This window comes from Haloarchaeobius ordinarius (genome assembly GCF_051801355.1).
Lineage (GTDB): Archaea > Halobacteriota > Halobacteria > Halobacteriales > Natrialbaceae > Haloarchaeobius.
On record NZ_CP196560.1, the window covers coordinates 2,297,950 to 2,321,095 of the forward strand.

The 23,146-nt window shown below is 62.1% G+C and carries 23 protein-coding genes and 3 tRNA genes; 8 read left to right on the plus strand and 18 right to left on the minus strand.

The window, feature by feature from the left end; translation table 11 throughout:
- Positions 1 to 21: 21 nt before the first annotated feature.
- Together ACSC1R_RS12015 and ACSC1R_RS12020 are read left to right on the plus strand one after the other, a co-directional pair.
- Complete coding sequence (locus ACSC1R_RS12015) at positions 22 to 363, plus strand: DsrE family protein (RefSeq protein ID WP_439025977.1); 342 nt, start codon at positions 22 to 24, stop codon at positions 361 to 363.
- 197 nt (positions 364 to 560) lie between these two features.
- Positions 561 to 1,610, plus strand: coding sequence for a hypothetical protein (locus ACSC1R_RS12020; RefSeq protein ID WP_439025978.1), 1,050 nt, complete (start codon positions 561 to 563; stop codon positions 1,608 to 1,610).
- Positions 1,611 to 1,918: 308 nt separating this feature from the next.
- Here ACSC1R_RS12020 and ACSC1R_RS12025 read toward each other — a convergent pair.
- From ACSC1R_RS12025 to ACSC1R_RS12070, 10 genes are all read right to left on the minus strand, one after another.
- Positions 1,919 to 1,993 (minus strand) — tRNA-Arg (locus ACSC1R_RS12025).
- 62 nt (positions 1,994 to 2,055) lie between these two features.
- Positions 2,056 to 2,808 carry a DUF7289 family protein gene (locus tag ACSC1R_RS12030; protein ID WP_439025979.1) on the minus strand — a complete coding sequence of 251 codons (753 nt, stop codon included), beginning with the start codon at positions 2,806 to 2,808 and terminating at the stop codon, positions 2,056 to 2,058.
- Positions 2,805 to 3,338, minus strand: a complete 534-nt coding sequence (locus tag ACSC1R_RS12035) for a DUF7266 family protein (RefSeq protein WP_439025980.1) — start codon at positions 3,336 to 3,338, stop codon at positions 2,805 to 2,807. Before ACSC1R_RS12035 ends, ACSC1R_RS12030 begins: the two co-directional genes overlap by 4 nt.
- Positions 3,335 to 4,369, minus strand: a complete 1,035-nt coding sequence (locus ACSC1R_RS12040; protein WP_439025981.1) for a DUF7261 family protein — start codon at positions 4,367 to 4,369, stop codon at positions 3,335 to 3,337. Before ACSC1R_RS12040 ends, ACSC1R_RS12035 begins: the two co-directional genes overlap by 4 nt.
- The gene (locus ACSC1R_RS12045; RefSeq protein WP_439025982.1) at positions 4,363 to 5,004 is read right to left on the minus strand and encodes a DUF7288 family protein; all 642 of its coding nucleotides are present in this window, start codon (positions 5,002 to 5,004) and stop codon (positions 4,363 to 4,365) included. Before ACSC1R_RS12045 ends, ACSC1R_RS12040 begins: the two co-directional genes overlap by 7 nt.
- Positions 5,005 to 5,006: 2 nt before the next feature.
- Positions 5,007 to 5,519: a DUF7287 family protein gene (locus ACSC1R_RS12050; RefSeq protein ID WP_439025983.1), complete on the minus strand. Its 513-nt coding sequence runs from the start codon at positions 5,517 to 5,519 to the stop codon at positions 5,007 to 5,009.
- A 5-nt stretch (positions 5,520 to 5,524) separates the two neighbouring features.
- Positions 5,525 to 7,576, minus strand: a complete 2,052-nt coding sequence (locus ACSC1R_RS12055; RefSeq protein WP_439025984.1) for a type II secretion system F family protein — start codon at positions 7,574 to 7,576, stop codon at positions 5,525 to 5,527.
- On the minus strand, positions 7,573 to 11,325 hold the full coding sequence (locus tag ACSC1R_RS12060; protein WP_439025985.1) for an ATPase, T2SS/T4P/T4SS family: 3,753 nt from the start codon (positions 11,323 to 11,325) through the stop codon (positions 7,573 to 7,575). The genes ACSC1R_RS12055 and ACSC1R_RS12060 overlap by 4 nt, the downstream gene beginning before the upstream one ends.
- A 740-nt stretch (positions 11,326 to 12,065) precedes the next feature.
- A tRNA-Arg gene (locus ACSC1R_RS12065) sits at positions 12,066 to 12,138 on the minus strand.
- A gap of 39 nt (positions 12,139 to 12,177) precedes the next feature.
- The gene (locus ACSC1R_RS12070; protein WP_439025986.1) at positions 12,178 to 12,480 is read right to left on the minus strand and encodes a twin-arginine translocase TatA/TatE family subunit; all 303 of its coding nucleotides are present in this window, start codon (positions 12,478 to 12,480) and stop codon (positions 12,178 to 12,180) included.
- 149 nt (positions 12,481 to 12,629) lie between these two features.
- Here ACSC1R_RS12070 and ACSC1R_RS12075 point away from each other — a divergent pair, with 149 nt between their 5' ends.
- The 3 genes from ACSC1R_RS12075 to ACSC1R_RS12085 all read left to right on the plus strand — a co-directional run bounded on the left by ACSC1R_RS12075 (position 12,630) and on the right by ACSC1R_RS12085 (position 14,328).
- Positions 12,630 to 13,106, plus strand: coding sequence for a redoxin domain-containing protein (locus ACSC1R_RS12075; protein WP_439025987.1), 477 nt, complete (start codon positions 12,630 to 12,632; stop codon positions 13,104 to 13,106).
- Between the two features lie 48 nt (positions 13,107 to 13,154).
- On the plus strand, positions 13,155 to 13,970 hold the full coding sequence (locus tag ACSC1R_RS12080; protein WP_439025988.1) for an HD domain-containing protein: 816 nt from the start codon (positions 13,155 to 13,157) through the stop codon (positions 13,968 to 13,970).
- Between the two features lie 79 nt (positions 13,971 to 14,049).
- Entirely contained in the window at positions 14,050 to 14,328 is a 279-nt protein-coding gene (locus tag ACSC1R_RS12085; protein ID WP_439025989.1) for a hypothetical protein, read from the plus strand.
- On the opposite strand, the gene ACSC1R_RS12090 is transcribed toward ACSC1R_RS12085, so the two are convergent.
- The 3 genes from ACSC1R_RS12090 to ACSC1R_RS12100 all read right to left on the minus strand — a co-directional run bounded on the left by ACSC1R_RS12090 (position 14,322) and on the right by ACSC1R_RS12100 (position 15,718).
- Entirely contained in the window at positions 14,322 to 14,561 is a 240-nt protein-coding gene (locus tag ACSC1R_RS12090; protein WP_439025990.1) for a helix-turn-helix domain-containing protein, read from the minus strand. The two genes, ACSC1R_RS12085 and ACSC1R_RS12090, sit on opposite strands and share 7 nt — an antisense overlap.
- A gap of 201 nt (positions 14,562 to 14,762) precedes the next feature.
- A complete protein-coding gene (locus ACSC1R_RS12095) occupies positions 14,763 to 15,335 on the minus strand; it encodes a DoxX family protein (protein WP_439025991.1) in 573 nt (190 codons plus the stop codon).
- A 295-nt stretch (positions 15,336 to 15,630) separates the two neighbouring features.
- A tRNA-OTHER gene (locus ACSC1R_RS12100) sits at positions 15,631 to 15,718 on the minus strand.
- Between the two features lie 96 nt (positions 15,719 to 15,814).
- Between ACSC1R_RS12100 and ACSC1R_RS12105 the strand changes: the two genes are divergently transcribed.
- On the plus strand, positions 15,815 to 16,015 hold the full coding sequence (locus ACSC1R_RS12105; RefSeq protein ID WP_439025992.1) for a XapX domain-containing protein: 201 nt from the start codon (positions 15,815 to 15,817) through the stop codon (positions 16,013 to 16,015).
- A 123-nt stretch (positions 16,016 to 16,138) separates the two neighbouring features.
- Here the strand turns inward: ACSC1R_RS12105 and ACSC1R_RS12110 are convergent, their stop codons facing one another.
- From ACSC1R_RS12110 to ACSC1R_RS12130, 5 genes are all read right to left on the minus strand, one after another.
- Positions 16,139 to 17,980: an FAD-binding protein gene (locus ACSC1R_RS12110; protein ID WP_439025993.1), complete on the minus strand. Its 1,842-nt coding sequence runs from the start codon at positions 17,978 to 17,980 to the stop codon at positions 16,139 to 16,141.
- Between the two features lie 10 nt (positions 17,981 to 17,990).
- Positions 17,991 to 18,866 carry a succinate dehydrogenase/fumarate reductase iron-sulfur subunit gene (locus ACSC1R_RS12115; protein ID WP_439025994.1) on the minus strand — a complete coding sequence of 292 codons (876 nt, stop codon included), beginning with the start codon at positions 18,864 to 18,866 and terminating at the stop codon, positions 17,991 to 17,993.
- A gap of 1 nt (position 18,867) precedes the next feature.
- Positions 18,868 to 19,233, minus strand: a complete 366-nt coding sequence (locus tag ACSC1R_RS12120; RefSeq protein WP_439025995.1) for a succinate dehydrogenase hydrophobic membrane anchor subunit — start codon at positions 19,231 to 19,233, stop codon at positions 18,868 to 18,870.
- A gap of 1 nt (position 19,234) precedes the next feature.
- Entirely contained in the window at positions 19,235 to 19,666 is a 432-nt protein-coding gene (gene sdhC / locus ACSC1R_RS12125; protein WP_439025996.1) for a succinate dehydrogenase, cytochrome b556 subunit, read from the minus strand.
- Between the two features lie 69 nt (positions 19,667 to 19,735).
- Entirely contained in the window at positions 19,736 to 20,788 is a 1,053-nt protein-coding gene (locus tag ACSC1R_RS12130; RefSeq protein ID WP_439025997.1) for a succinylglutamate desuccinylase/aspartoacylase family protein, read from the minus strand.
- A 143-nt stretch (positions 20,789 to 20,931) separates the two neighbouring features.
- Between ACSC1R_RS12130 and ACSC1R_RS12135 the strand changes: the two genes are divergently transcribed.
- The gene (locus ACSC1R_RS12135) at positions 20,932 to 21,687 is read left to right on the plus strand and encodes a GNAT family N-acetyltransferase (protein ID WP_439025998.1); all 756 of its coding nucleotides are present in this window, start codon (positions 20,932 to 20,934) and stop codon (positions 21,685 to 21,687) included.
- 100 nt (positions 21,688 to 21,787) lie between these two features.
- The gene (locus ACSC1R_RS12140; protein ID WP_439025999.1) at positions 21,788 to 23,143 is read left to right on the plus strand and encodes a RimK family alpha-L-glutamate ligase; all 1,356 of its coding nucleotides are present in this window, start codon (positions 21,788 to 21,790) and stop codon (positions 23,141 to 23,143) included.
- The last annotated feature ends 3 nt before the right edge of the window (positions 23,144 to 23,146 follow it).

Genomic DNA, 23,146 nt, shown 5'->3' on the forward strand with positions numbered 1-23,146 from the left:
CCGCCGTTGAAGATACGTGGTATGAAGACCGTCTTTCACGTGGCCGATGGAGCAGCCGACATTCAGGACGCGGCGATGCGATATGCCGAGGGTATCTTCGACGACGAATCCATCGAGATGGATGCCGTCGCAGTCGTCGCCAACGCGTCTGGCATCGAACTCGTTCGATCGGATTCCGACTACGCCGAGGAGATCGCCGACCTCTCTCAGGGTGCTGTCCAGTTCGTCGCGTGCGAGAAGTCGATGCAGGCCGCTGGATTGACGCGAGACGACATCCTCGACGTCGTCGAGACGGCACCCACGTCCGTCGGAGAACTCACGCGGCGTCAGGAAGACGGATACCACTACATCAAGGTTCCCTGAGCCTGCCTGTGAGCCCTACTCTGAGAGACGGTCTGTGACTTCGTCAACAATCCCGAATTCGCCGTGGGCTCAGCTCACAGCAGGACTAGATGCCAACAACCTATCATTTTGGAGGTATGCGCACGACACGAGTGTTACCTGGTTCGCTACCTGTCTCTCTCACTTATTAATATCGTCGGGACAAAAGAAAGCTCACAGTGTTGTACGATCGCGTCTCCGACCTCGAACTCGAAGTAGAAGCCTACGATCTCGAACAGCGCGAGCGGGACACGTCGAGCGGCTTCGTCCGGGCGACGACCATCGTCTCGTTACACGGCGACGGCGAAACCGGGCGTGGCGAGGACGTCACGTACGACAACGACGCACACGATGCCCTACACGGTTCTGCAGGGGACTTCCCCATTACGGGCGAATACACTCTTGACGAGTTCTCGGGCCAGGTCTCCGAGATCGATTTGTTCCACGGCACCGAACCGAACCAGTCGATCTTCCGTAATTATCGACAGTGGGCCTTCGAGAGCGCCGCGCTCGACCTCGCATTGAAACAGGCCGACACGAACCTCGCCGACCGCCTCGGCCGCACGTACGATCCGGTTCGATTCGTCGTGAGCACGCGTCTGGAGGACCCGCCGACCGGCGACGTCGTGCTCGACTGGCTCGACCGAAACCCCGAGTTAGAGTTCAAACTGGACCCGACATCGGAGTGGACGACAGAGGTCGTTGAGCGACTCGCGGCAACCGACGCTGTCCGAACACTCGATCTTAAAGGACAGTACCACGGGACGACGGTCGATCAGCCAGCCGACCCGGACCTGTACGAGCGAATCATCGAGGGCTTTCCCGAGGCACTCATCGAAGATCCGGAACTGAACGACGAGACGCGACCACTGTTCGAGGGCGAGAAAGCACGCGTGACTTGGGATTACCCGATTCGCGGCGTCGAGACTGTCGAAGACCTCCCGTGGGAGCCGGAGTGGCTCAACATCAAGCCGTCCCGGTTTGGCTCAGTTCAGTCGCTCTTCGACACCATCGATTACTGCCGAGAACACGACATCCGGATGTTCGGCGGTGGTCAATTCGAACTCGACGTTGGACGCGAACACATCCACGCGGTTGCCTCCCTGTTCTACTCGAACGCACCCAACGACGTGGCTCCAAAGGCCTACAACGACCCTGATCCGAGTGGTGATCTGCCGACGAGTCCGCTCGCCCCGCCAGAGACGCCACGGGGGCTCTCGTGGGAGTAAGGACGAACAGCGGGTGACCGGAACGGTAGAATACGACTCGTCCACGCTGTGTGCAATTTATTCACGAGAACGTCATCAACACGGGTTTTCTGATGGTGTTCAAGATTGTTTAGAAAGAGAACACCGAATCGAGACAAGCGGGAGCCTCCGCTCAATCAGCGATTGATTTTCAGAATTGCCACCCGTTTGGCTGTACGCGAATTCCGGTGGAAACCACCCGTCGTTCGGCCATCGAACGAAAGCAACGGCGCTGCGTACGATTGGCGGGCTATCCCGCCGCTGTCTACCGATTACATCCCTCGAAAATATGGGCGCTGCAGGATTTGAACCCGCGACAACTTGGTCCGAAGCCAAGCACTCTGTCCAGACTGAGCTAAGCGCCCGTTGCAATCAGACCTACACGTCTCCCCTTTTTAACTCCCGCGATTTCAACCGAAACGATGGGTCACTGGAACTCGACGTCGACGAAGGTGATACGGACGACGACGGACGAGGCTTCGCAGGTGTACCTGCCGGAGCCAGTCTTCTTCCACTGGTCCTCGTCTTCGAAGTACCGATTCCACGCCTCGTCGAAGGAGGACGTCGGGACCTCTACAGAGACGTTCTCGACGGCGGGACCCGACCCTCGGGGAGCGGCCGTGGGGTAGAGGATCTCCGTTTCGTTCTGTCGGCTGATAATCTCGGCATTGATGTCTCCGCCGATAGCATTACTGTCACTGTTCAGGACGACGATGGACACGACAGCTTGCCCCGAAGAGCAGACGAACGACGGGTCTTCGATCATGACGCTGTTTGGCCCGTCCTTGCGGAACACGGCACCGTTCTCGTAGGCGACGTCCGTGTTCTCGAAACTGTACTGGAGCGACCCTGTCACGTTGTTTGCGACGGTCGAGTTACCTGCCCCGTCGAGTCCAACGTCGACCAGTATGCGTGACTGCCTGGCGACCTGGAGGGTACCTTCGTTGAGCTGGATGGCACCGGAGCGCCCAGGGGCGGCGCCTTCCTGGATGTCGTCCAGACTGACCGAGAGTGCCTGGAACGCGCGGGCCGCGTTCGTCTTCTGTTCGCCTTCCTGGAACTCGTTGAGACTGCTGAACCCGATACCGTACACCACCCCGACGGAGGTGATGATGATGGAGAAGACGATGACGAACGCGATGACGTCACTCACCGCTCGTCTATCGACGTGTGCTCTCATCGGGCCACCTCCGGAGAGGGGCGTCTGGAGAACAGGGGACGGCCCCGGTCTGGGGTCACCGGGTCGTCTTCGAGTCGAATCGCTGACCCGTCGTAGACGACGAAGAAGGTGCCACCGGTGACTCTACTCTCGACGACCGGCTCCGACGTCGTGAACGGGACGTAGACCGTGGTGTCGGTCGAGGTGGCGTTCAACACGAGACACGGTGTCGAATACACGGCACAGGCTGACCCCGGTTTGAGGTGGATGGTGTAACTCGACCCGGAGACCGACGACGGGTGGACGGTCCTGACGTTCATCGTCGAACTCGTCCCGTCGGCTGCACGGTCGACACTCGCGAGGTCTCCGGCGATGCGGTTCCCGATGGTCCGCATCTCGTCGCGGGCGGCGTCTGCCTTCTCGTCGCGGAGCAGTCCACCGGCGCCGACGAGCAGCCCCGCGATGAGGATGGTCGTGATACCGATGGTCAGCACGTGTGTGACGGCTATCGAGACGCCACGGTCGTCGAATAGGGGGATAGCGCGGGTCATCGTGAGGTGTTGTAGACGGGGTCAGTGCGGTGGGTCTCCCGGTAGGAGATGGTCGGACTCTCGTACGTGACGTCGACTCCTGCACGCCAGACTATCGGTGCGTAGTAGGGGGCGGACCCACCGGAGTCGAACCTGTCGAGGTTGCTGTCGACGGAACTCACGTTACTCAGGTAGAGCGAGTAGTTCCCGGTCATGTTCTCCGAGTCTCGCATCCAGATCTCGTAGCCGCCATCGGCGACGTGGTCGATGTCGTCGGTGAAGTCGAACGAGCACGTGGCACCCTCGACGGTCCCGTCAGTGACGTTGATGGTGAACGCGTCGGTCGAACTCACGCTACAGGTGACTGTGGACGGGTTCCGGACGTCGTCCTGCCAGACGTAGCCTCCTGGCGTACTGACGGTGGGGTTCGTCACCGTCGAAGTGTTCACCACGAGGTCTCCACCGCTCTCGTAGAATCGCAGGACGCGCCACTTCATATCACTCCCATCTCGACCCTGGACCGCGATGTGGAAGGAGTCCTCCCAGTCCGACGTGAGACTACTCAACGTCGTGTTCATCTCGAAACGAGCGACGTCGGCGGTATCGGACGAGCCACTGTCGGTCGCGAGTGCCCAGTTGTCGCCGCCGTTCTGGAAGTTGCTGACACCGTCCTGGAACACTCTCGCACCGACCTGCGTCTCCGAGTGGTTGTAGCTGACGTTGACGAGCGCCGGACTCCGCTGTGAGTAGGTCTCTTGCAACAGCGTGCTATACCCGCTCACGTTGTCGGCCATCTTCGTCTCGACGTCACTCGGGATATCGTTTTCCTGGTTCACATGGCGCGATATCTCGATGGCCGTCCTTGCTACTCCCCGGCGGACTTCTTCGCTCTGGCCCACCGCGTTCACGCTCCCCGTGCTGTCGACGTTCTCGGTGAACAACACTGTGTTGAACACGACGACGATGCCGAGGACGATGAACGCGATAGCGACCGCGCCGACGAGGACGATCTGGGCGCGTGAGCGGTCCTCGAAGTCGAATAGCCTCACCATATGACGATTCGCACCTCCACGACGTTGTACACCGGACTGTTCGGTGCCGCGTCCGGGATGGGGAACTCGTCGCTGTCCGTCTCCCACAGCTCGGGGCAGTCCGGCTGACAGCCCTGTCCGGTCAGCGTCTGGTTGTCGTACAGCGTGACCGTGTAGGTCGCAGCGATAGCCGACTCGGTCGGCACCCCGCGATACACCATCCGTTCCGACGGCGACAGGGTAGGGTCGGTCGGGTCGCGGTAGGAGACGATGATGTTGTACTCGCGTCCCTGTTCGCCGAAGGTCTGGTTCAACATCTCGCCGAAGGCTGTCCCGTCCGCGTCACATGCGGTGACGTTTGGCGGGGGCTCCGGACCGTAGCCGATGCGCTCGTCGATGCCATCTGCGAAGGTATCTTCATTCTCCGTGCCGTTCCAGTGTCTGATCTGGCACGAGAGCGACTCCTCCTGTGAACTGATGATGAGGATGTCGTCGGCCTCGACTCGCAGTTGTTCCTGAACGTCACGACTCACCTTCCCGGAGGTCGTCGGCATGATGACGACCGACTGGAGGGCAAAGAGGACGGCCGCGAGGACGAGGACCGACCCGATGAACCCTTCCAGTGTGTACGCCTGTGCTCGTTGGTCCTGTCTCATGATTACCACACCTTCACCACCACGAAGCAGTGGACGTCACACCGGCCGCCGGTGACGACGACGACCCGCGTGGTCGACGCAGCCGGCGTCTGCCCCTCGTACGGGGTTCCGGCGGTCATGTTGAAACTGCTCGAATTTTTCAGCGGGAGCCGCGTCCCGGTGTCGGTGACGTTCACTATCGTGATGTTGACGTCTGCAGTGCTTCGCAACCCGAAGTGGTCCTGCAGGTCCGGTTCTTCGGGGTTGTTCGTCAGAAAGCTCTCGAGTTGTGAATAGTTCAGCGTTCGTGGCTCGCCCTCGACGTGGTTCTCGGCGATGAGGGTCGCCGCGACCCGGTCGGACTTGGCCGTGATGTCGTCGCCCATCGGGGAGCCGAAGGGCGTCAGTAGACTCGGGAGGAACCCGAAGGTGAAGCCGACGGTCAGCAGGAAGATGCTGATGCCGATGGCGAAGTCCTGTGTCGTCTGTGCGCGCTCGTCGGACCCGCACTCGATGGTCTTTCCAACTGATTTCATCGTTCTCACGCGACCGCCGCCCACACCACCAGTGCGATAGTCATCAGGATGAGCACGAACTTGAGACCGCTCAGGATGTCTGCGTCCCTGATGTAGCCCGCGATGAGCCCGGAGAGCAGCGCCTGCATCGTCACCGCGTGGAAGAACAGCAGTGAGAGCAAGTTGGTGTTGACGTTGCCACCGAAGCTCGGCCCACCTGCCCCGGCCGCACCGCCGCCACCACCGGAACTCGCGTCCGTCAACCCGGTCAGCACGTCGAGGAACTGCGTCTTCAGGATGGCCATGACCGCCAGCAGGGTGAGGTAGGTCATGATGATGATGACGACCTGCATCCGGGTGCGGGACTTGCGTTCGCGTTCGATGTCGTCCTGGTTCTCGGAGGCCTGTGCGGCCGTCGTCAGCACGTCCGTAATCTGGCTGGAGGCCTCCTGTGCCTTCGAGATGAGCTTCACCGTGCGCGCCAGCCGGGGGATGTGGTACTTGTTGTTGAACTCGACCAGCGCGTGTTTCAGGCTCATCCCGTAGTTGACCTTCGTGTGCATGGTCTCGAACTCCGTCGCCAGCTTGCCGCTGGTCGTGTCCGAGACGGTCCGCAGGGACTCCAGCAGGGTCTGGCCGGTGTCGTTCGCGCTCGAGAGCTTCCGGAGGTTGTCGGAGATGTTCGATATCACCGTCTTACGGGACCGGACGTTCCACTCGCGGAAGATGGTCAGCGGGAGGAACACGATGTACACTGGCATGTAGATGTAGACGAACGTTCCCCACACCGGACTGTCGACCATGCCGTCCCACGAGGTGGGGACGGCACCCGACACCATCGCGACGACCAGCAACACCAGCACGGCCGGGACGGTCAGCGCCGTCGTGTACAGTGGGTTGTCCCGGAAGAAGAGGTGCGGGGCCTTGAGCACCTGGATGGTCTCGTAGGTACCTTCGCGGTTCTTGATGCGGTCGAAGACGCTGTACTCGCCCGTGAACTGCTCGATGAGGCCGAGGTCGAGGAGGCCAGCCCCCTGCTGGACGCTCAGCCGGTCGTCCGCGTCCGAGGGCAACAGGAACCCGTCGCCCGGTTCGTCCTCTTTGACCGTCGAGACCAGGACCAGGAACCCGGCACCGGTCAGCGGGATGAGCCCGTAGACGGTCCCGAACAGCATCGTCACCTGGGCCTCGCCCAGCATGCGCATGATGACCAGAATGATGATGAGCAAGAGCGGGAACAGCGAGAGCGTCATGTACATCTCGCCGAACAGCTCCAGGGTCTCCAGGGTCATCTCCTGTTGCTGCTTCGCGGTCCGCATGTGCTTTTCTTTCTTGTCGTAGAGGAAGCCCTCCATGTCACCACCAGAGTTCACGATGGAGAGCATGTCGGTGAGGAACTGCGAGAGTTCGTTACTCGGCGTCTCCATCGCCTGGTTCCGGATGGCAGTCCGGTAGTCGGTGTCGAAGTACTCCGTCTCCTGGACGATGGACTGGAACTCCTTTGCCACCTCGCCGTAGGTGTCTTCCGCCCGCGCCATCGCCTCCAGAATCTCCAGCTGGTTCAGGCCACCGACCGAGAGCGCGTACATGAACGACACTGCGTCCGTCAGGAGCATGTCAATCTCGCGTTTCCGGGTCGACGCGCGTGAGTACGGGACCGCGACCAGTGCGCCGAAGCCCATCGCGAACCCGATGGACCCGAGGAACAGCCCGGTCACGAGGATGAGTGCCGGGACCTTGATCGCCTGGATGATGGCGACCAGGGTCGCGTTCGGGATGGTCGCCCCGAGCAGGCTCTCGGTCTGGATGAGTCCGGTCGCGAAGATGAAGTAGCCGACGAGGGTCCCGAGCACCCAGAGCATCCCGCCTGTGAGCACGCCGATTGCGAGCGAGCGCGAGAGGTACATCTCGACGGTGTCGGCCATCCGGGACTGGGCCAGCTTCGACTCCACGTCCGCGACGAAGTCCGAGTTCTCGTCGAACAGTCGCTCGTAGAGCGGGTAGAACATGTCGCCCAGCGAGTCAGACGACGTGCTGAACCCGGACCCGGAGGTCTCACCACGCGTCTGCAGACTCATTCGTCATCACCGTCGGTCGACCCGTTCGCGTCACGTTCTGCTCCCTCGCCGTCCTCGGGCTCTCCACCGGGGGCGTCGTCACCTCCGAAGACGGATTCGCCGTCGTTGTCTCCGAAGATGCTGTCACCGTCATCGACTTCCTCGCTGTCGTCTGCGTCACCGAAGACCGAATCGCTGTCGTCGGCCACGTCGTCGTCACCGAAGACAGACTCCTCGTCTTCGCTGTCGTCTGCGTCACCGAAGACAGACTCCTCGTCTGCGTCACTGTCGCCGTCGTCGTCCGTATCACCGAACATCCCACCGTCGTCCGGGACTGGCTCGTCGGTGTCGTCGCTGAAGATGCCGCTGCCACCCTCGTCACCGAAGATGGAGCCGACGTTGTCCTCCTCACCGAAGAACGGTTCGTCGTCCCCGCCGAAGAAGGAGGTCTCGTCGGCCGGTCTGCCACTCTCCGTGTCGAACATCGACTCGGTTCCGGTGTCTTCGACGTCGCCGAAGATCGGACCCGGGTCCTTGTCCTCGTCCGCGGCGAACCCACTGTCGTCGCCAGCATCGTCGACCCGGGACGACCCACCGTCGTCAGGCAGTGCGTCGTCGATGTCCGAGTCGTCGGCGGTCTCGGCGTCGTCGATGACGGTCTCTCCTGCGGGCGCCGCGCCGTCTGCCGTCCGGGACTGACCGTCGTCTCCGGCGTCTTCGTCGGCGATCTCCGCGGCGGCAGCCTCGAGGTCGAGCGTTATCTCGTCTTCGGGCTCGTCCTCGTCGACGGTCTCCGGGAGCGTCTCGGGCTCGTCGGGCGCCGCGGCGGTGTCGGTCGCATCCTCGTCCGACTCGGACACCGTCCCCGATTCGAGCTCGGGGGCGTCTTCCGGCGCGGACTCCGTCGCGTCGCTGGTGCTCGCTTCTGCCGCCTCGGTTTCGCTACTCCCGTCGCCGAAACTACCGAAGCCATCGTCTTCACCGAAGTCGAAGCCGCCGTCGTCGTTGAGCCACGAGGGCCCGTCTTCGACCTCGTCGCCGTCGCTGGAGAACGTAAAGTCTTCGTCGTCGTCGCCACCGAGCATGAACGAGCCGTCGTCGTCGCCGCCGAAGTCGAACTCGCCGTCGGCGGTATCCGCCTCGACTGTCGCTTCCGGTTCGTCGTCCATCCCCGACCCGGAGAGGGCCGAGTCGACGCCGAGCCCACTCAGTTCCTTGCCGCGGTACTCGTCGAACAGGGACTCCTCGGCCCGTTCGAGGATGTCCTGTGAGAGGTTGTACGTCTCGTCGTTCGCGTCCGGTCGAGGCACCTGTTCTTCGTCTTCCGGGTCGACGTCGATTTCGACGGACTCCATCTCGCGCAGGTCCTCGAGACTCGTCTCGAGTTCTCCGTTCGCGATGAGCGTCAGAATCGTATCCGGGTCGTTGATGTACGCCTGGACGGTCGCGGCCACCTGCACGTACTGGTTCAGCCCGTTCTTGATGAGGTACGCGATGATGACACGGCGCTTGAACAGTTCGTCCTGGAGTTTCTCGTAGCTCCACCCGCGGTCGAACTGTATCTCGTCGAGCGTATTCGAGTCCCCCATCTTGAGGTACTCGTCCGTCTCCGCCTGCCACTGGTAGACGTCCTGAACGTTGATTTCGTCGTTCTCCGCGTCGTAGTGGTTGATCTCGGTGAGGTTCTTGTTCCGGCGGACCTTGTTGCCCTGCACCCGGGTCTGGGTCTGGATGGAGACGAGGTCCAGCGCGGTGAACATCGTCTTCGAGACGTTGATGGGGTCCGTCGTGAACCGCTTCAGGACCTCACCCACGGAGTCCGCGTGGAACGTGGTGTAGGTGGTGTGACCCGTGGACATGACCTGGAACAGCGTCCGGCCTTCTTCACCACGAATCTCACCCATCACGATGTAGTCGGGGCGTTGTCGCAGTGCGGCCTCCAGCAGGTCGAACTCGTCGACGTCACCCTCCGCGTCCTCGCTGAACGAGGGGCGGGTGACGCTCGCGATCCAGTTCCGCTGGGGCAGTTCGACCTCACGCGTGTCCTCGATGGAGACGATCTTGGTGTTCGAGGGGATGAACAGCGAGACCGCGTTCAGGCTCGTCGTCTTCCCGGACGCGGTACCGCCGGCGAAGATGAGCGATTTGTGGTTCTCGATACAGAGCCAGAGGAACGCCATCTCGTCCAGCGAGAACGTGTTCCAGTTGATGAGGTCGATGGGCGTGAACGGGACCTCCTTGAACTGACGGATGGTGTAGTTGGTCCCGTGGTCGGACACCTCCTTCCCGAGGGTGAGCTGGGCACGAGAGCCGTCCGGGAGGGTCGCGTCGACCTGCGGTCGTCGTTTCGAGATGCCCTTCCCGGAGCGCTGGGCGAGTTTGACGACGAAGTCGTCGAGTTCACGCTGGCCGTGGTAGATGTTGGAGATGATCTGCTCGTAGCCGGAGTGGTAGACGAACACCGGCGAGTGGTACCCGTCGACCGAGATGTCCTCCACGTTGATGTCGTGTTTGATGGGGTCGATGCGTTCGTACCCGATGAAGTTGCGTTTGAGATAGTACAGCAGTTTCTCCACCTGGTACTCGTTGAGCTGGTCCGCGTCGTCTTCGAGGACTGCTGGTTCCGGTCGTGCCTTGATGCCGTCGAGTTCGACCACTTCGGGTTCGGTGTTCTCGTCGTCCCCGGAGTCGTCGGTGTCGAACAGTGCGCGAATCTGTTCGACGATGCCCTTGTCGCTTCCGCCCGAACGGTCGACCGCCTTGAACAGGTCGTACCGCCGGAGCAGCCGTTTGGTCTCCCTGTCGATGACGCCACGGCGGGCGTCCTCGTCTCCTTCGACGGTAATCTCGTCTTCGGAGTACTTGATGGCGGTCCGGAGTTTGCCGGACATGAACTCCTGCAGGTCGTCCTCTATCTGGTTGCGGTACGGCTCTATCGCGTAGTACTTCTTCTCGTTCTCCTTCTCGGAGTGGAAGATGATGACGAAAGAGTACGGCTTGTTGACCCAGTACCGCTCGACCTCGCGGAAGTGGAGCTTCTTCTCCATCGGCACCGCCTTCTCGAGGTCGTAGCGGTTGGCGACCGTCGTGTTCCCCGCGTCGGTCGAGAAGAACTCGTCTTCGTCCTCGTGGGTGATGTTGACGGTTCGGTCGTCGACGATGCGCCTGAGTTCCTGTGCGAAGTCGTCGCCCTGACTCAACACGCCCTCGATTTCGTCGGCCTCGAAGCCGAGGTACTCCGATTCGTCGAGTTCGACCTTGTTCCCGTCGCTGTCGTGGGGAACCGAGCCGTCGTCGTAGTGGTACTCCCACTTGAAGTGCTCCCACGTCCACTCGTCTTTGACTACAGGGGTCGTCTCCGGGTCACAGTAGTCCGCGAACTGTTCCCAGAGCCACTTCCCGTTCGCGCCCGCCTGTTCGGTGATGAGCTCGGGGAGTTCGTCCGGATGGTAGCCGAGGTACAGTTCTGGGTCGAAGTCCACACGGTCCCAGTCGTCACCGTGTGGTGCTGTCTGGGCCTCTCCTTCGCTGTTGCCGAGGCCCAGTCGCTGTGAATCATCTGTCGTCTGTCGGGTAACACCAGAATAGAGCGTGGAGATATCGTCGTCGTAACCGAATTCCTCCATGAACTCTCGCCAGGTATAGTCGCCCACTCTGGTGTCGGAGCCCGTCGTCGGCCCGTCGGGCGGGCTCTCTTCCGACAGGGAGGCCGAATCGTCAGTCCCCTCGAACTGGTTCGACTCGGTTCCGTCGGCGTCGTTAACAGCCATTGACTACCCCTTTTCGTCGGCAGTCAAAAAACCTTCCACAGATTATCATTCCTGAGAATCGGTTTTAATCACATCATTCTACTGGGTAATCACGGATTAGAACCCGTGCCGTCCATGGGTTTTTTGACGAAACGTCGCAGTCACGGCACCCTTTAGTTCACTACAAAATATCTTAGATTAATATACGCAGAGTAGAATACCGTGGTAAATAGATAGAATTAAACCGGCGAATCGAACTGCCGAAACGGCCAAAAACGCTTTACTGCTCGACTTTCACCACGCTCGAAGATTCGTCCACTCGAGCCGGAGAGAAACCCCCCCGCTGTCTGGTGACGACGGACCAGGCTCGTTCCTTCGACTGTCCCACTACTGTCACTGCACGTGATTTACCCACTTCCTCACAGACCCTCTCGTGCGCGTGACTACTCGTGTGCGACGGCGGTGGCTGTCACGGAATCGTTCGGGAACCCGACGCCTCCACTGCCGTCCCCCGGTGAAATACTACGTCGGGCGTGACGGGAGTCCCGTGCGCCTGCGAACGGGGCTCAGGAACGCTCGGGAGTGAAGCAAGACGGTCCTGCACGGGCTTCACTCTGCGTGGGCTGCGACTCACAGAGTTCGACCCGCAGCGTTCGGTATTCGTCCTCGATTGCACTCGGGGAAAATCGCGGGCGTGACGGGGGTCCCGTGAGCTTGCGAACGGGACCCAGGAACGCCCGTGAAGGAGTGAAACGACTGAACGGGCGTGACGGGGTTCGAACCCGCGATCAGGGGGTTAGGAACCTCCTGCCCTATCCACTAGGCCACACGCCCGCGCACGGAAAAACGAAGATTGCGGGATCGACCGCTCGCTTACTTGTCGTCGGAGTCGGACGCCGACTCGGTCTCGGTGACCGTCTCGGTGCTGGCGGAGCTGTCGAGGTCCGTGTCGATGTCGGTGTCGATCGAACCCGTCGCGCCGTCACGCATCTCCTGCAGTTCCTGTTCGACTTCTTCACGCCCTTTCTGGAATTCACCCATCGCCTCACCGGTGGAACGTGCAATCTTCGGAATCTTGTTCGCGCCGAAGAGCAGCACGACGATGAGGAAGATGACGATCATCTCGGGACCGCCGAGGCCGCCGCCGATGAACAGTGTTGGTAGTTCGAGTGCCATCTCTATGCGTGGCTTACCCGCTGGCAATTATAACCTTTTTGCTCCCCCGTGTCAATCTCACCCGCACAACCACAGGTCTGTGGGGGATACCGTCCTCTCCGTCCTGTAGCGCAACCCACTTGTCGATGGTTTCCCAACGCGAACCTGTTATGGTAAACGTAGGCGACGAAGCTCCCGACTTCACCGCACCGCTCGCAAACGGCGACGTTGACTCGTTCACGCTCTCCGAGAACCTCGACGACGCGCCACTCGTGCTGGCGTTCTTCCCCGGCGCGTTCACCGGCGTCTGTACGACGGAGATGTGCACGTTCCAGGACCAGCTCGCTGGCTTCGAGGACGTCGGCGCGACGGTCTACGGCGTCTCTGTCGACTCCCCGTTCTCGCTCAACGAGTTCCGCGAGAAGAACGGCCTCGAGTTCGGCCTCGTCAGCGACTTCAACAAGGAGATCATCGACGACTACGGTGTCCGCATGGACTTCGACGACCTCGGTGTCTACGGTGTCGCAAAGCGTGCCGTGTTCGTCGTGAACGCCGACGGCGAAGTGACGTGGTCCTGGGTCAGCGACGACCCCGGTGTCGAACCCGACTACGACGCCGTCCGCGAAGCCGCCGAAGCAGCCGAGTAAACCGCCCCACGCGAAGGGCTTTTCTAGCCGGCCGGAGACGGTCACTGTATGAGCGATACCGACGAGGCTGGCGTCGAGGGACGTGTCTACTCTCCTGCAGACGAGCACGCGTTCGACGACGAGAAGCTGAACAGGGTCCTGGAGTTCGTGGAGAACGACCCCGAGATACGGGCGTATCTCGACGCACAGAACGTCAACGCAGTCACCCGGAAGGGGTACAACGACCACGGTTCGAAGCACATCTCTATCGTCCGTAATCGCGCCCTCTGTCTGTACGACCTGCTGAAACGCGCCGACGTCGACTTCAACGGGGCCCGCGACCAGGGGCTCGAAGAGGAGGACGAGTCGGTCATCATCGCGCTCGCTGCCACCCTCCACGACATCGGCCACATCGTCCACCGTGACGACCACTCCTACTACTCGATACCGCTCGCCTCGGACGAACTCGACCGCATCCTCCCCGAGTTCTACAACAAACCGGATTGCGTCCGCATGAAAGGCGAGGTCCTCCACGCCATCCTCTGCCACCACACCGCCGAGCAACCGCTCACTCGCGAGGCTGGGGTGGTACGCGTCGCGGACGCCCTCGACATGGAGTCCGGACGCTCGCGCATCCCGTACGAGAAGGGTGGACGTGGCATCAACACACTCTCCAGTCAGGCCATCAAGAACGTCTCACTTCAGGAGGGAGACGAGTATCCCGTCCTCGTCGAGATAGAGATGACGAGCGCAGCCGGTGTCTACCAGGTCGACAACCTCCTCAAGGCGAAACTCCGCGACTCAATGCTCGAAGACCTCGTTCGTATCGTCGCCATCAAGACCAGCAACGAGACCGACGACCTCGTCGAGCGAATCGAACTCTGACGTCTCGCTGTTCGGGGCCGGACCGTCGACATCGACTGCGGGACGTGTCCTACTTGACGCTCCGGCCCATAATCCACGTATGGCAGACCCCGCCCGTGAGTGGCCTGACCCGCCGACGGACCGCCAGACCGACATCTACCGGGTCGGCGTGCGCGTCGGCTGCTCGCTGGTCGTCGCAGCCGTCCTCGTCGCGGTGTTCTGGGACTACCTCGTCGTCACACTGCCCCTGTTCTGGCCGCCGCAGGACCCGTTCTCGCGCTGGGTGACCTTCGTCATGTTGCAGGCGCTCGGGTTCGTGTTCGTGCCACTCAGCATCGGTTCGTTCGTCGGTGACCGTCTCTACGACCGGTACTACTGACCGGCAGCGAGTTCGACCGAACCGGTTCCGTCTCGTTCGACGAGTCCTCGCTCTTCGAGCGTCGAGAGGACAGAAAAGAGTGTGAGCTTGCGAAGCCCGAGCGCGTCTTGAAGCTGTGCCGTCGTGGACGCACCCGTCGTATTCAGGTAGAGACACACCAGTTTGGCGGTCGGCGAACCCACCGACCGGACCGCTGTCGAGTCCGCTCGTTCCGCACGTCGTGTCGCACTCATGCTATCGAACCCACTCTATTCGACGATAATAAAACCCAGGTACGACGATAGTCGAAATATCCGGGAACTGAAGGAGTGTTCCCGATGGTCGTCGGCGAGGGGACCTCGAAGACCCGTCTCAAACGCAGTGAAATCGGAGAAAACAGAGAACCGCAAGAATTGTTCCCGGTTCGACTACCGACGTGAGCCGAATTTCCCGGCTCAGCCGAGGATGTAGTCGAGTCTGGGGTACTTCTCGATGAGTTTCTGGCCGCCGACGTCGTAGTTCTCGATGAGGGTGTCCAGGCCGAGGATGCGCCCTGCACCGAAGGCTGCGACGGCGAGGAACACGAGCATGTACGCGAAGTCGCCGTTGATGATGCCGTGTTCGATGCTCCAGTTCCCGAAGTAGAACATCGCCATCATGAGCGCTCCGAAGAACGCTGCGAGGCGGACCATCGCGCCGACGAGCAGTCCGAGGCCGATGAACAGTTCACCCCACGGCACGGCGATGTTCGCGAACTCGACGAACCAGGCGGTCTCACCCATCCAGACGAACATGTCCGCCAGCGGGTTCCCGTTCGCCCCGGCCGCGAACAGCAGGTACCCCTTCGCGTTGAACGCTTCCGCCGCGAAGATCTTGTCCCAGCCAGCGTGCAAGAACGCATAGCCCATCATGAGTCGCAGCGACAGCACGAACCACGCGCTCAGACTGTGGGCTTTACCGCTGACGTGAATCCCGCCCAGGGTGCTCTCGAAGGTGTTGCTTTCGGTCGTGTAGGTGTTGGTTGCCATCGTAATCGTCCTCTTACATCTCAACAGACGACAGGTATCGACATATAAAGAGAGCGTAATTCTCGGTTCTACAGAACTGAGAAACACCCCGGTACCGAGAGCCAGAATCGAACGACTGCGGCGATATTTCCGAGAACAATCGATGGCACACTTACGCACGAGACGGTGTGTCATTCTCCGTATCTGAGAACAGTTGTTGACAGGGGGCGGGACTTGAGCTCACTCGCAGCAAAGCTGCTCGCTATTCAAGTCCCGCAGTCACCGCTCGTGTCCTCACTGACGTTCGGACAACGAGCGGAAGGGGCGGGACTTGAACCACGCGAAGCCTTTCATTGACCGTCGTGGACGACGCCACGACGCGCTCTACCCTGAGCTACCCTTCCTCGCCGGGGACGTACACACCAGTCCTCAAAGTAGACATTGGTGCGGGAGTCGAATGGAACAGTTTTTACCGGAACCCCTCCGAGTGAAATGACGTTATGGATATGACACAGGTTCTCTTCGCGACTCTCACTGGCTTCGCGGTAGGCGCGCTGTTCAAGTTCGTCGAAGTCCCGATTCCAGCGCCCCCGAACCTCGCGGGCGTGATGGGCATCGTCGGCATCTTCCTCGGGTTCAAGGCGATGTCTGAAGCCGGCGTCACCATCACCGACGTGATGCAGGCGCTCGGACTGGCCTGAGAGTTCCGAAAAACGAGAGTCAGTCGAAGCGCGGTCCGGTTCTGGGGTACTGCTCACGCGCGAGTGAAGCCAGCTCGCCGGGAAGACCCGGCGACCGACCTCGCTGGCTCACGTGGGGCAGTGTCAGTACGAGCGGACCTTCGGCTCGTACTTCTTCTCTTCGCCCTGGAGGATGACCGGCCGGTAGAAGATGGTCGGCTCCCCGTCGTGCCACGCGATGAGCGTGTGCTTGAGCCACTCGTCGTCCTTGCGTTCCTGATGTTCCGCGCGCCAGTGGGCGCCACGGAACTCCGTGCGGACGAGTGCGCCGAGCGTGATGGTCTCGGCGATGTCGATGAGGTTGCGCGTCTCGATAGTGTGCTGGAGGTCCGTGTTGAACGTGCGCGAGGGGTCCTCGACGTACACGTCCTGGTAGGCCTCACGAATCTCCCGGATGTCCTTGAGCGCCTGCTTGAGGCCTTCTTCCTCGCGGAAGACGTTGACGTTCTTGGTCATCGTCTTCTGGAGCTTGGCACGAATCTGGGAGTGCTGGATGCCGTCGTCCTTCTCCAGCAGGTGCTCGACGCGGTCCTTCTCGGCCTGGACCGCGGCGTCGACGACGCTGTCGGCGTCGGCCGTGACCGCGCCACCGTCGGCGACGGCGTCGGTCTGCGGGCCGGACATGCCGACCTCGCCGGGCTGGTAGGGGAGGTCGGTCTCGTCGTACTCGATGTCGCCGCGCTCGCCGGTCTCGATTTCGGCCTCGCCGAGGTCGGCACCGGCAGCGTGACGGCCCGCGCGTGCGCCGAAGACGATGAGTTCGGGCAGCGCGTTCCCACCGAGGCGGTTGGCACCGTGGACGGAGACACACGCGGTCTCGCCGGCCGCGTAGAGGCCGTCGATGCAGGTGTGGCCGTTCTCGTCGGTCTCGATGCCGCCCATCTCGTAGTGCTGGCCGGGTTTGACCGGCATCGGCTCTTTGAGTCCGTCGACACCTTCGAAGTCCTCTGCCAGGTGGAGGATGTTCTCGAGCCGGTCGACGATGCGCTCTTCACCGAGATGGCGCATGTCGAGCATGACGTACTCGTCTTCGAAGCCACGGCCCTCGTTCACTTCGGTGAGTTCGGCGCGTGACACGACGTCACGAGAGGCGAGTTCCCCGTCGTTCTTCGCGTAGCCGTACTCGAACATGAAGCGCTCGCCGTTGGCGTTGTAGAGGATACCACCCTCACCGCGGACACCTTCGGAGATGAGGACGCCCGTACTCGGGAGCGTCGTCGGGTGGAACTGGACGAACTCCATGTCCTCCAGCGGGACGCCCGCACGGTAGGCCATCGCGTAGCCGTCGCCGGTACAGGCGACCGCGTTAGTCGTGTGGTCGAACGCCTGACCGGGGCCACCGGTCGCGAGGATGACGCCCTTGTTCGCCTTGAACCCGGCTATCTCACCGGACTTGACGTCGTAGCCCACGAGGCCGTGACAGCTTCGGTCTTCGGGGGTCTCCTCGTCGGTGACGGCGAGGTTCATCACGTACCACTCGTCGTACACCTCGATGCCTCGTTTGACGACCTGCTCGTACATCGTGTGGAGCAGGTGGTGGCCGGTTTCGGCCCCGGCGTAGGTGGTCCGCGGGAACGAGAGGCCGCCGAACGGGCGCTGGGAGACGCGACCGTCGTCCTCACGAGAGAACGGCATGCCCCAGTGTTCAATCTGGAAGACCTCTTCGGGGGCGTCCTGTGCCAGCGTCTCGATGGCGGGCGCGTCACCGAGGTAGTCCGAGCCCTTCATCGTGTCGTAGGCGTGCAGTTCCCAGTCGTCGCCCTCGCGAAGGGCCGCGTTGATGCCGCCCTCTGCTGCGCCGGTGTGCGAGCGGACCGGGTGGAGTTTTGTGACGATCGCCACGTCTGCACCTTCTTCGTGGGCGGCGATGGCGGCGCGGAGGCCCGCTCCGCCGCCACCGACCACGAGCACGTCGTGTTCGTACATTGTTATGGTATCACCAGAATTTCAGGTTCTGTTTGACTGCTTCGCGCTTGAGCTCCTGGATGTGCTCGGTCAGCGGGATGTCCTTCGGACACACCTCGGTGCAGGAGAACTGGGTCTGGCAGCGCCAGACGCCGTGTTCCTGTTCGAGGATGCGCAGTCGGTGTTCTTTCAGCTCTTCTTCGTTCTCGCGCTCGTCCATGTAGAACCGGTAGGCCTTGTTGATGGCCGCCGGGCCGAGGTACTCGTTGTCGCCCGCGGCGATGTTACACGAGGACATGCACGCGCCACACCAGATACAGCGCGTGGACATCTTGATCTTCTCGCGGTTCTCACGCGACTGGCGCTGCTCCCCGTTCGAGGGGACGTCCTCGGACTGGAAGTACGGCTCCACCGCGTGCATCTGGTCGTAGAAGTGCTCCATGTCGACGACCAGGTCCTTGACGACCTCCTGGTGCGGGAGCGGCTCGATGCGAACCGGCTCGGCCATCTCCGACAGCTGGGTCTTACAGCACAGGCGCTGGCGGCCGTTGACGAACATCGCGTCGGAGCCACACACCGCCTGCCGGCAGGAGTGCCGGAACGTCAGCGACGAGTCGTAGTGGTCTCGCGCGTACATGAGCGCGTCGAGGACGGTCATTCCCTTCTTGTACGGGACGTAGAAGTCGTCGAAGCGGGGCTCCTGTTTGTCCTCGACTTCGGGGTCGTACCGGAAGACCTTGATGTGGACCGAGTTCTCGGCCACTTCGAGGTCCTCTTTCGCCTTCTTCTGTGCGTCCTGGAACGCCTTCTTCCGGGCTTTCTCGGCCATCCGCTCGTCCTGATGCGGCTTGCCGCTCGGTTCGACCTCGGTCTCTTCCGTCTCGGTGTCGGGTAGTTGCGTACTCATGTTAGAGGAACCCGTTCATTGCGAGTGCGACTCTGGTACCCTGCGCGACGAGCAGGAGGCCAGCGATGCCCAACACGCCCTTGATTGCGGTCTTCGCGCTCCCGCTGATTCCCTGGTTGACGAGCGCGTTGTAGACGCCGTTGACGCCGTGGAACGTCGCCGTCACGAGGAACAGCCACATCGTCGCGAAGTAGCCGAGGTCCTCCATGCGGGCCGACGTACCGGCGAAGGTAATCTCGAACGCGTGGTGGTAGAAGTGAAGCAGGAAGAAGTGGAACGCGAGCACCACGACGAGGAACGCGGCCGTGATGCGCTGGAACAGCCAGCCCCAGCCGCCGCGCTCGAAGGAGGTCGGTGCGCCCGCCATCTCAGGCACCCCCCAGTCCCGCCATGAACGTCGGGACGCTCGCGACGATGATGACGCCCGTCAGCACCAGCGACGCGTAGAACGTCTTGTCCTGCGATTCCAGCCCGATGCCGAGGTCCACCAGCAGCAGGCGGATGCCGTTGAGGATGTGGAAGACGGCGACCGCCAGCAGGCCGACTTCGAGGAGGCGCACGACGAAGACGCTCTCGAGTGCGAACAGTGTCTCGGAGTAGACGTCGTTGCCCGCACTGATTGCGCTCGCCGACGCCGTCGATGCCTCGATGGCAGTGCTCAGCACGGCGATGTGGGTGAACAGGTACCCGATGAGAACCCATCCCGTGAACTTGTGGAATATCCACGCCCACATCCCGGCCGAGAACTCCTTCCACCGACTGAAGTCCTCGATAAGACCGCGATTGTAAGACTGACTCATACTCTCAGTCGGAGGGTTGGATTGTGCAGTTATAGTAGTTACGTAAGCGAGGTAGGACGGCAGGGAGAGTCAGGCCATCTCGACCGGGGTATCCGGCGGCGCTGATTGTTCACTCTCGACAGCGCGAAGCGTCGACTGGTCGAGTTCGACCAGGTGGCAAAGCGGGTTCCCCGGGTAGACGACCGGGTTCTCCAGCACACCGACCATCACTCCCGTGAAGGGAGCGTATATCGGGTCGTTGTCCGTCTTGAACGGACTCGTGATGGTACAGATGCGGTCGCCCTCGTGGACGAGGGCCCCGCACTCGAAGTGCATGTCGACGATGCCGCCGGCGTCCGCGCGCAGCCACGTCTTCTCGGAGTGCCCTTCGATGATGGTCCGCCAGCCGGGCCAGCGCACCGCCTCTGCCTGCAGCAGGCCGTACTCTGCGAGGACGCTCCGAACCCCGTCGAGCGCCCGGTCGATGAGGTGACGCTGGAAGCGGTGTGCCTCGCCCATCTCGATGGTGATGGTCGGGATGCCGATATCCGAGGCCTCACGTCGGAGTGTGCCTTCGGGGCCCTCGCTGGAGATGATGACGTTCGAGGCGAACGCACGGGCCAGTCGGGACACGGCAGGGTCGTCCATGTCGGCCCGAACGTGTAGCATGTTGGTTCGGCCCCGGGTCGACGTGTGGAGGTCGATACCGTAATCGCAGGGCTCGATGAAGTTCGTGAAGATCCGGTGGGCCATTCGCTTCGCGCTGGTCGAGTCGTCCCGTCCCGGGAACGACCGGTTCAGGTCGCGGTCGTAGATTGGGAGGTAGCGTTGCTGGGCGAGAAAGCCCGGGACGTTCAGGACGGGGAGACAGACGAGACAGCCGTGGAGTTCTTCGAGTGGCCACTCGTGTGCGACCTCCCGAACCACCTCGATGCCGTTGAGTTCGTCTCCGTGGGCCGCCGCAGAGAGAAACACGGTCGGGCCTGGATGCTCCCCGTTGATGATGGTGACCGGAATCCGTACCGGGTCACCGAGATACGTCTCACTTATACCGTAGCGGATGTTGGCCGACTCGCCAGGGTCCACCTTGCCCCCGATGTAGGTGAACGGCTCGTTCGAGTCGGACGAATCCTCGCTGCTCATACGGTGTCTCCGGGTCCATGCTATAAAGGCATGTGCGTGTCGAGTCACGGGATGGACTGTCGAAACCGCCTCCGGCATCCCGGTCGTCCCAGACGTGGTACTGTGGGTCGACCATTATAAGCATGCCAGTCGTAGGCAGGGACATGGAGGTACGTGAAGCGAAAGCGGCAGACGCCGAGACGATTCGTGACATCGCGAGCCGGTCGATGCATGCGTCGTACGAGAGCTTCCTGGATGCGACGGTCATCGACGAAGCGATCTCGGAGTGGTACGACAGAGAGGAACTCCGCGACCAGATCGACGACGAGGACGTGTTGCTGCTCGTCGTAGAGGACGACGGCGAAATCGTCGGCTTCTCGCAGAGCGAACTCCTCACGAACGACCCGCTCGAAGGCCGGCTCACCTGGCTCCACGTCGAGCCGGACGCCCGCGGCCGCGGTATCGGCTCGCGGTTGCTCGTCCGGACCCAGGAGGAGTTGCTCGACCTCGGGGCAGAACGCATCAGTAGCGCCGTCCTCGACGGGAACGAGTTCGGGAACGAGTTCTACGAGGGCCACGGCTACGAGCAGGTCGGCGACCGCACCGTCGAAATCGGCGAGACGGAGTTCCGCGAGAACATCTGGCGGAAGGTCGACGGCGAGGAGGTGCCCGAGTGGGAGACGCTCGACCCGTTCGAGACCGAAGACGGCACGGTGTACGTCAGCTACAGTGAGGCGGCCCGCGGCTCCCAGGGGCCGTTCTACCAGGCCTACAGTGACTCCGACCGCGAGCACAAGTACGGCTGGTTCTGCGGTGCGTGCCAGTCGTTCGAGAACGCGATGAGCACGATGGGAGAAGTGGTCTGCAACGAGTGTGGGAACCGCCGGAAGCCGACCCGGTGGGACGCAGCGTATCTCTGACACTGCCAGCACCCCATCGGCCCGCCAGAGCCCTGTTGGCGACCCACAATCAGGGCTGTGACTGACAACGTTTTTGGAGGGGGCGTGAGTTTGCGGTGATATGGATACTTCTGAGAGTGTGCGTGTAGGGGTTCTAAGCCTTCACAACAGCAAGGAATCGAAGGCAATCTGTAATGCAGTCGAGGAGCTTGGCCACCAGCCAGAGTGGCTCCGAGAGCAGAACACAACAGTCCGAATCAGAGAGGAGGGTGTCACACTCGAACCGGACGTCGACGTCATCGCGAACCGGATGCTGCTCTCGAACACCGAGCAGCCGTGTGAGGAACTCGGCCTCGCCAACACGCTGAACAGCCTGCGGCCGATGCTCAACGAGCCGCCGGCGACACTCCGGGCCACACACAAAATCGCGACTGCTGCCGCGCTCTCGGACAACGGCATCCGCGTCCCCGAGGCGTTCCTCGCACTCAACGGCGACAACCTCAACGCGGTCCGCGACGAGTTCGGCGAGGAGGCCGTGTACAAGACGGCCATCGGGACCCACGGTGGTGGGACCTGGAAGGTCGGCCCCGACGAGCGCGTCAACGCGAAGGTCGGGAACCGCTACGCGTTCCTCCAGAAGCTCATCGACCGCGACGGCGAACGCCACCGCGACATCCGGGTCTACGTCGTCGGCGACAAGGTCGTCGGCGCGATGTACCGCTACGCGCCGGACAACGACTGGCGGACCAACGTCGCACTGGGCGGCGAGGTCCAGGACGCGACACAGGAGCTGCCGGAGAAGGTCCGTAAAATCGCGAAGCGCTCGGCCGACATCGTCGGCCTCGACTACGCGGGCGTCGACATCGTCGAAGGTGACAACGGCTGGTACGTCCTCGAGGTCAACCCGACTGCCGGGTTCAAGGGCCTCTACCAGGCGACGAACCGGTCCCCGGCACCGTACATCGCCAAGCTCGCCATCGAGAGGGCTGGCGGCGAGGTCGACGACGAGCGCGTGCGAGAACTCTCCGCGACGCTCGACGACTCCTGGCCGTCCTGTGCCCCGCGCGAGGTCACCGAGAAGCCCGAGAAGCCGGTCATCGTCGGCTACACCGAGCAGGTCGTCGTCTCGGGGACCTCCGACAACAAGACCGTCATCGCGAAGTCGGACACGGGTGCGACCCGGACGTCTATCGACACCGGCCTCGCGGCAGACATCGGTGCCGGCCCCATCAAGTCCGTCATGCGTGTCAAGTCCGGGAGCCTCAAGCAGGGCAAGTCGCGACCGGTCGTCGACCTCGTCGTCGGTGTCGGCGGGCAACAGCACACCGTCACCGCTAGCGTCGAGGACCGCTCGCACATGGACTACCCCATCCTTCTCGGCCGTGACATCCTGAAGAACTATCAGGTCGACGTCTCCAAGCGCGCGGACAAGGCCGATAACGACGAGCGCGAAGAGGAAGAAGAAGTCCTCGAATAGGCG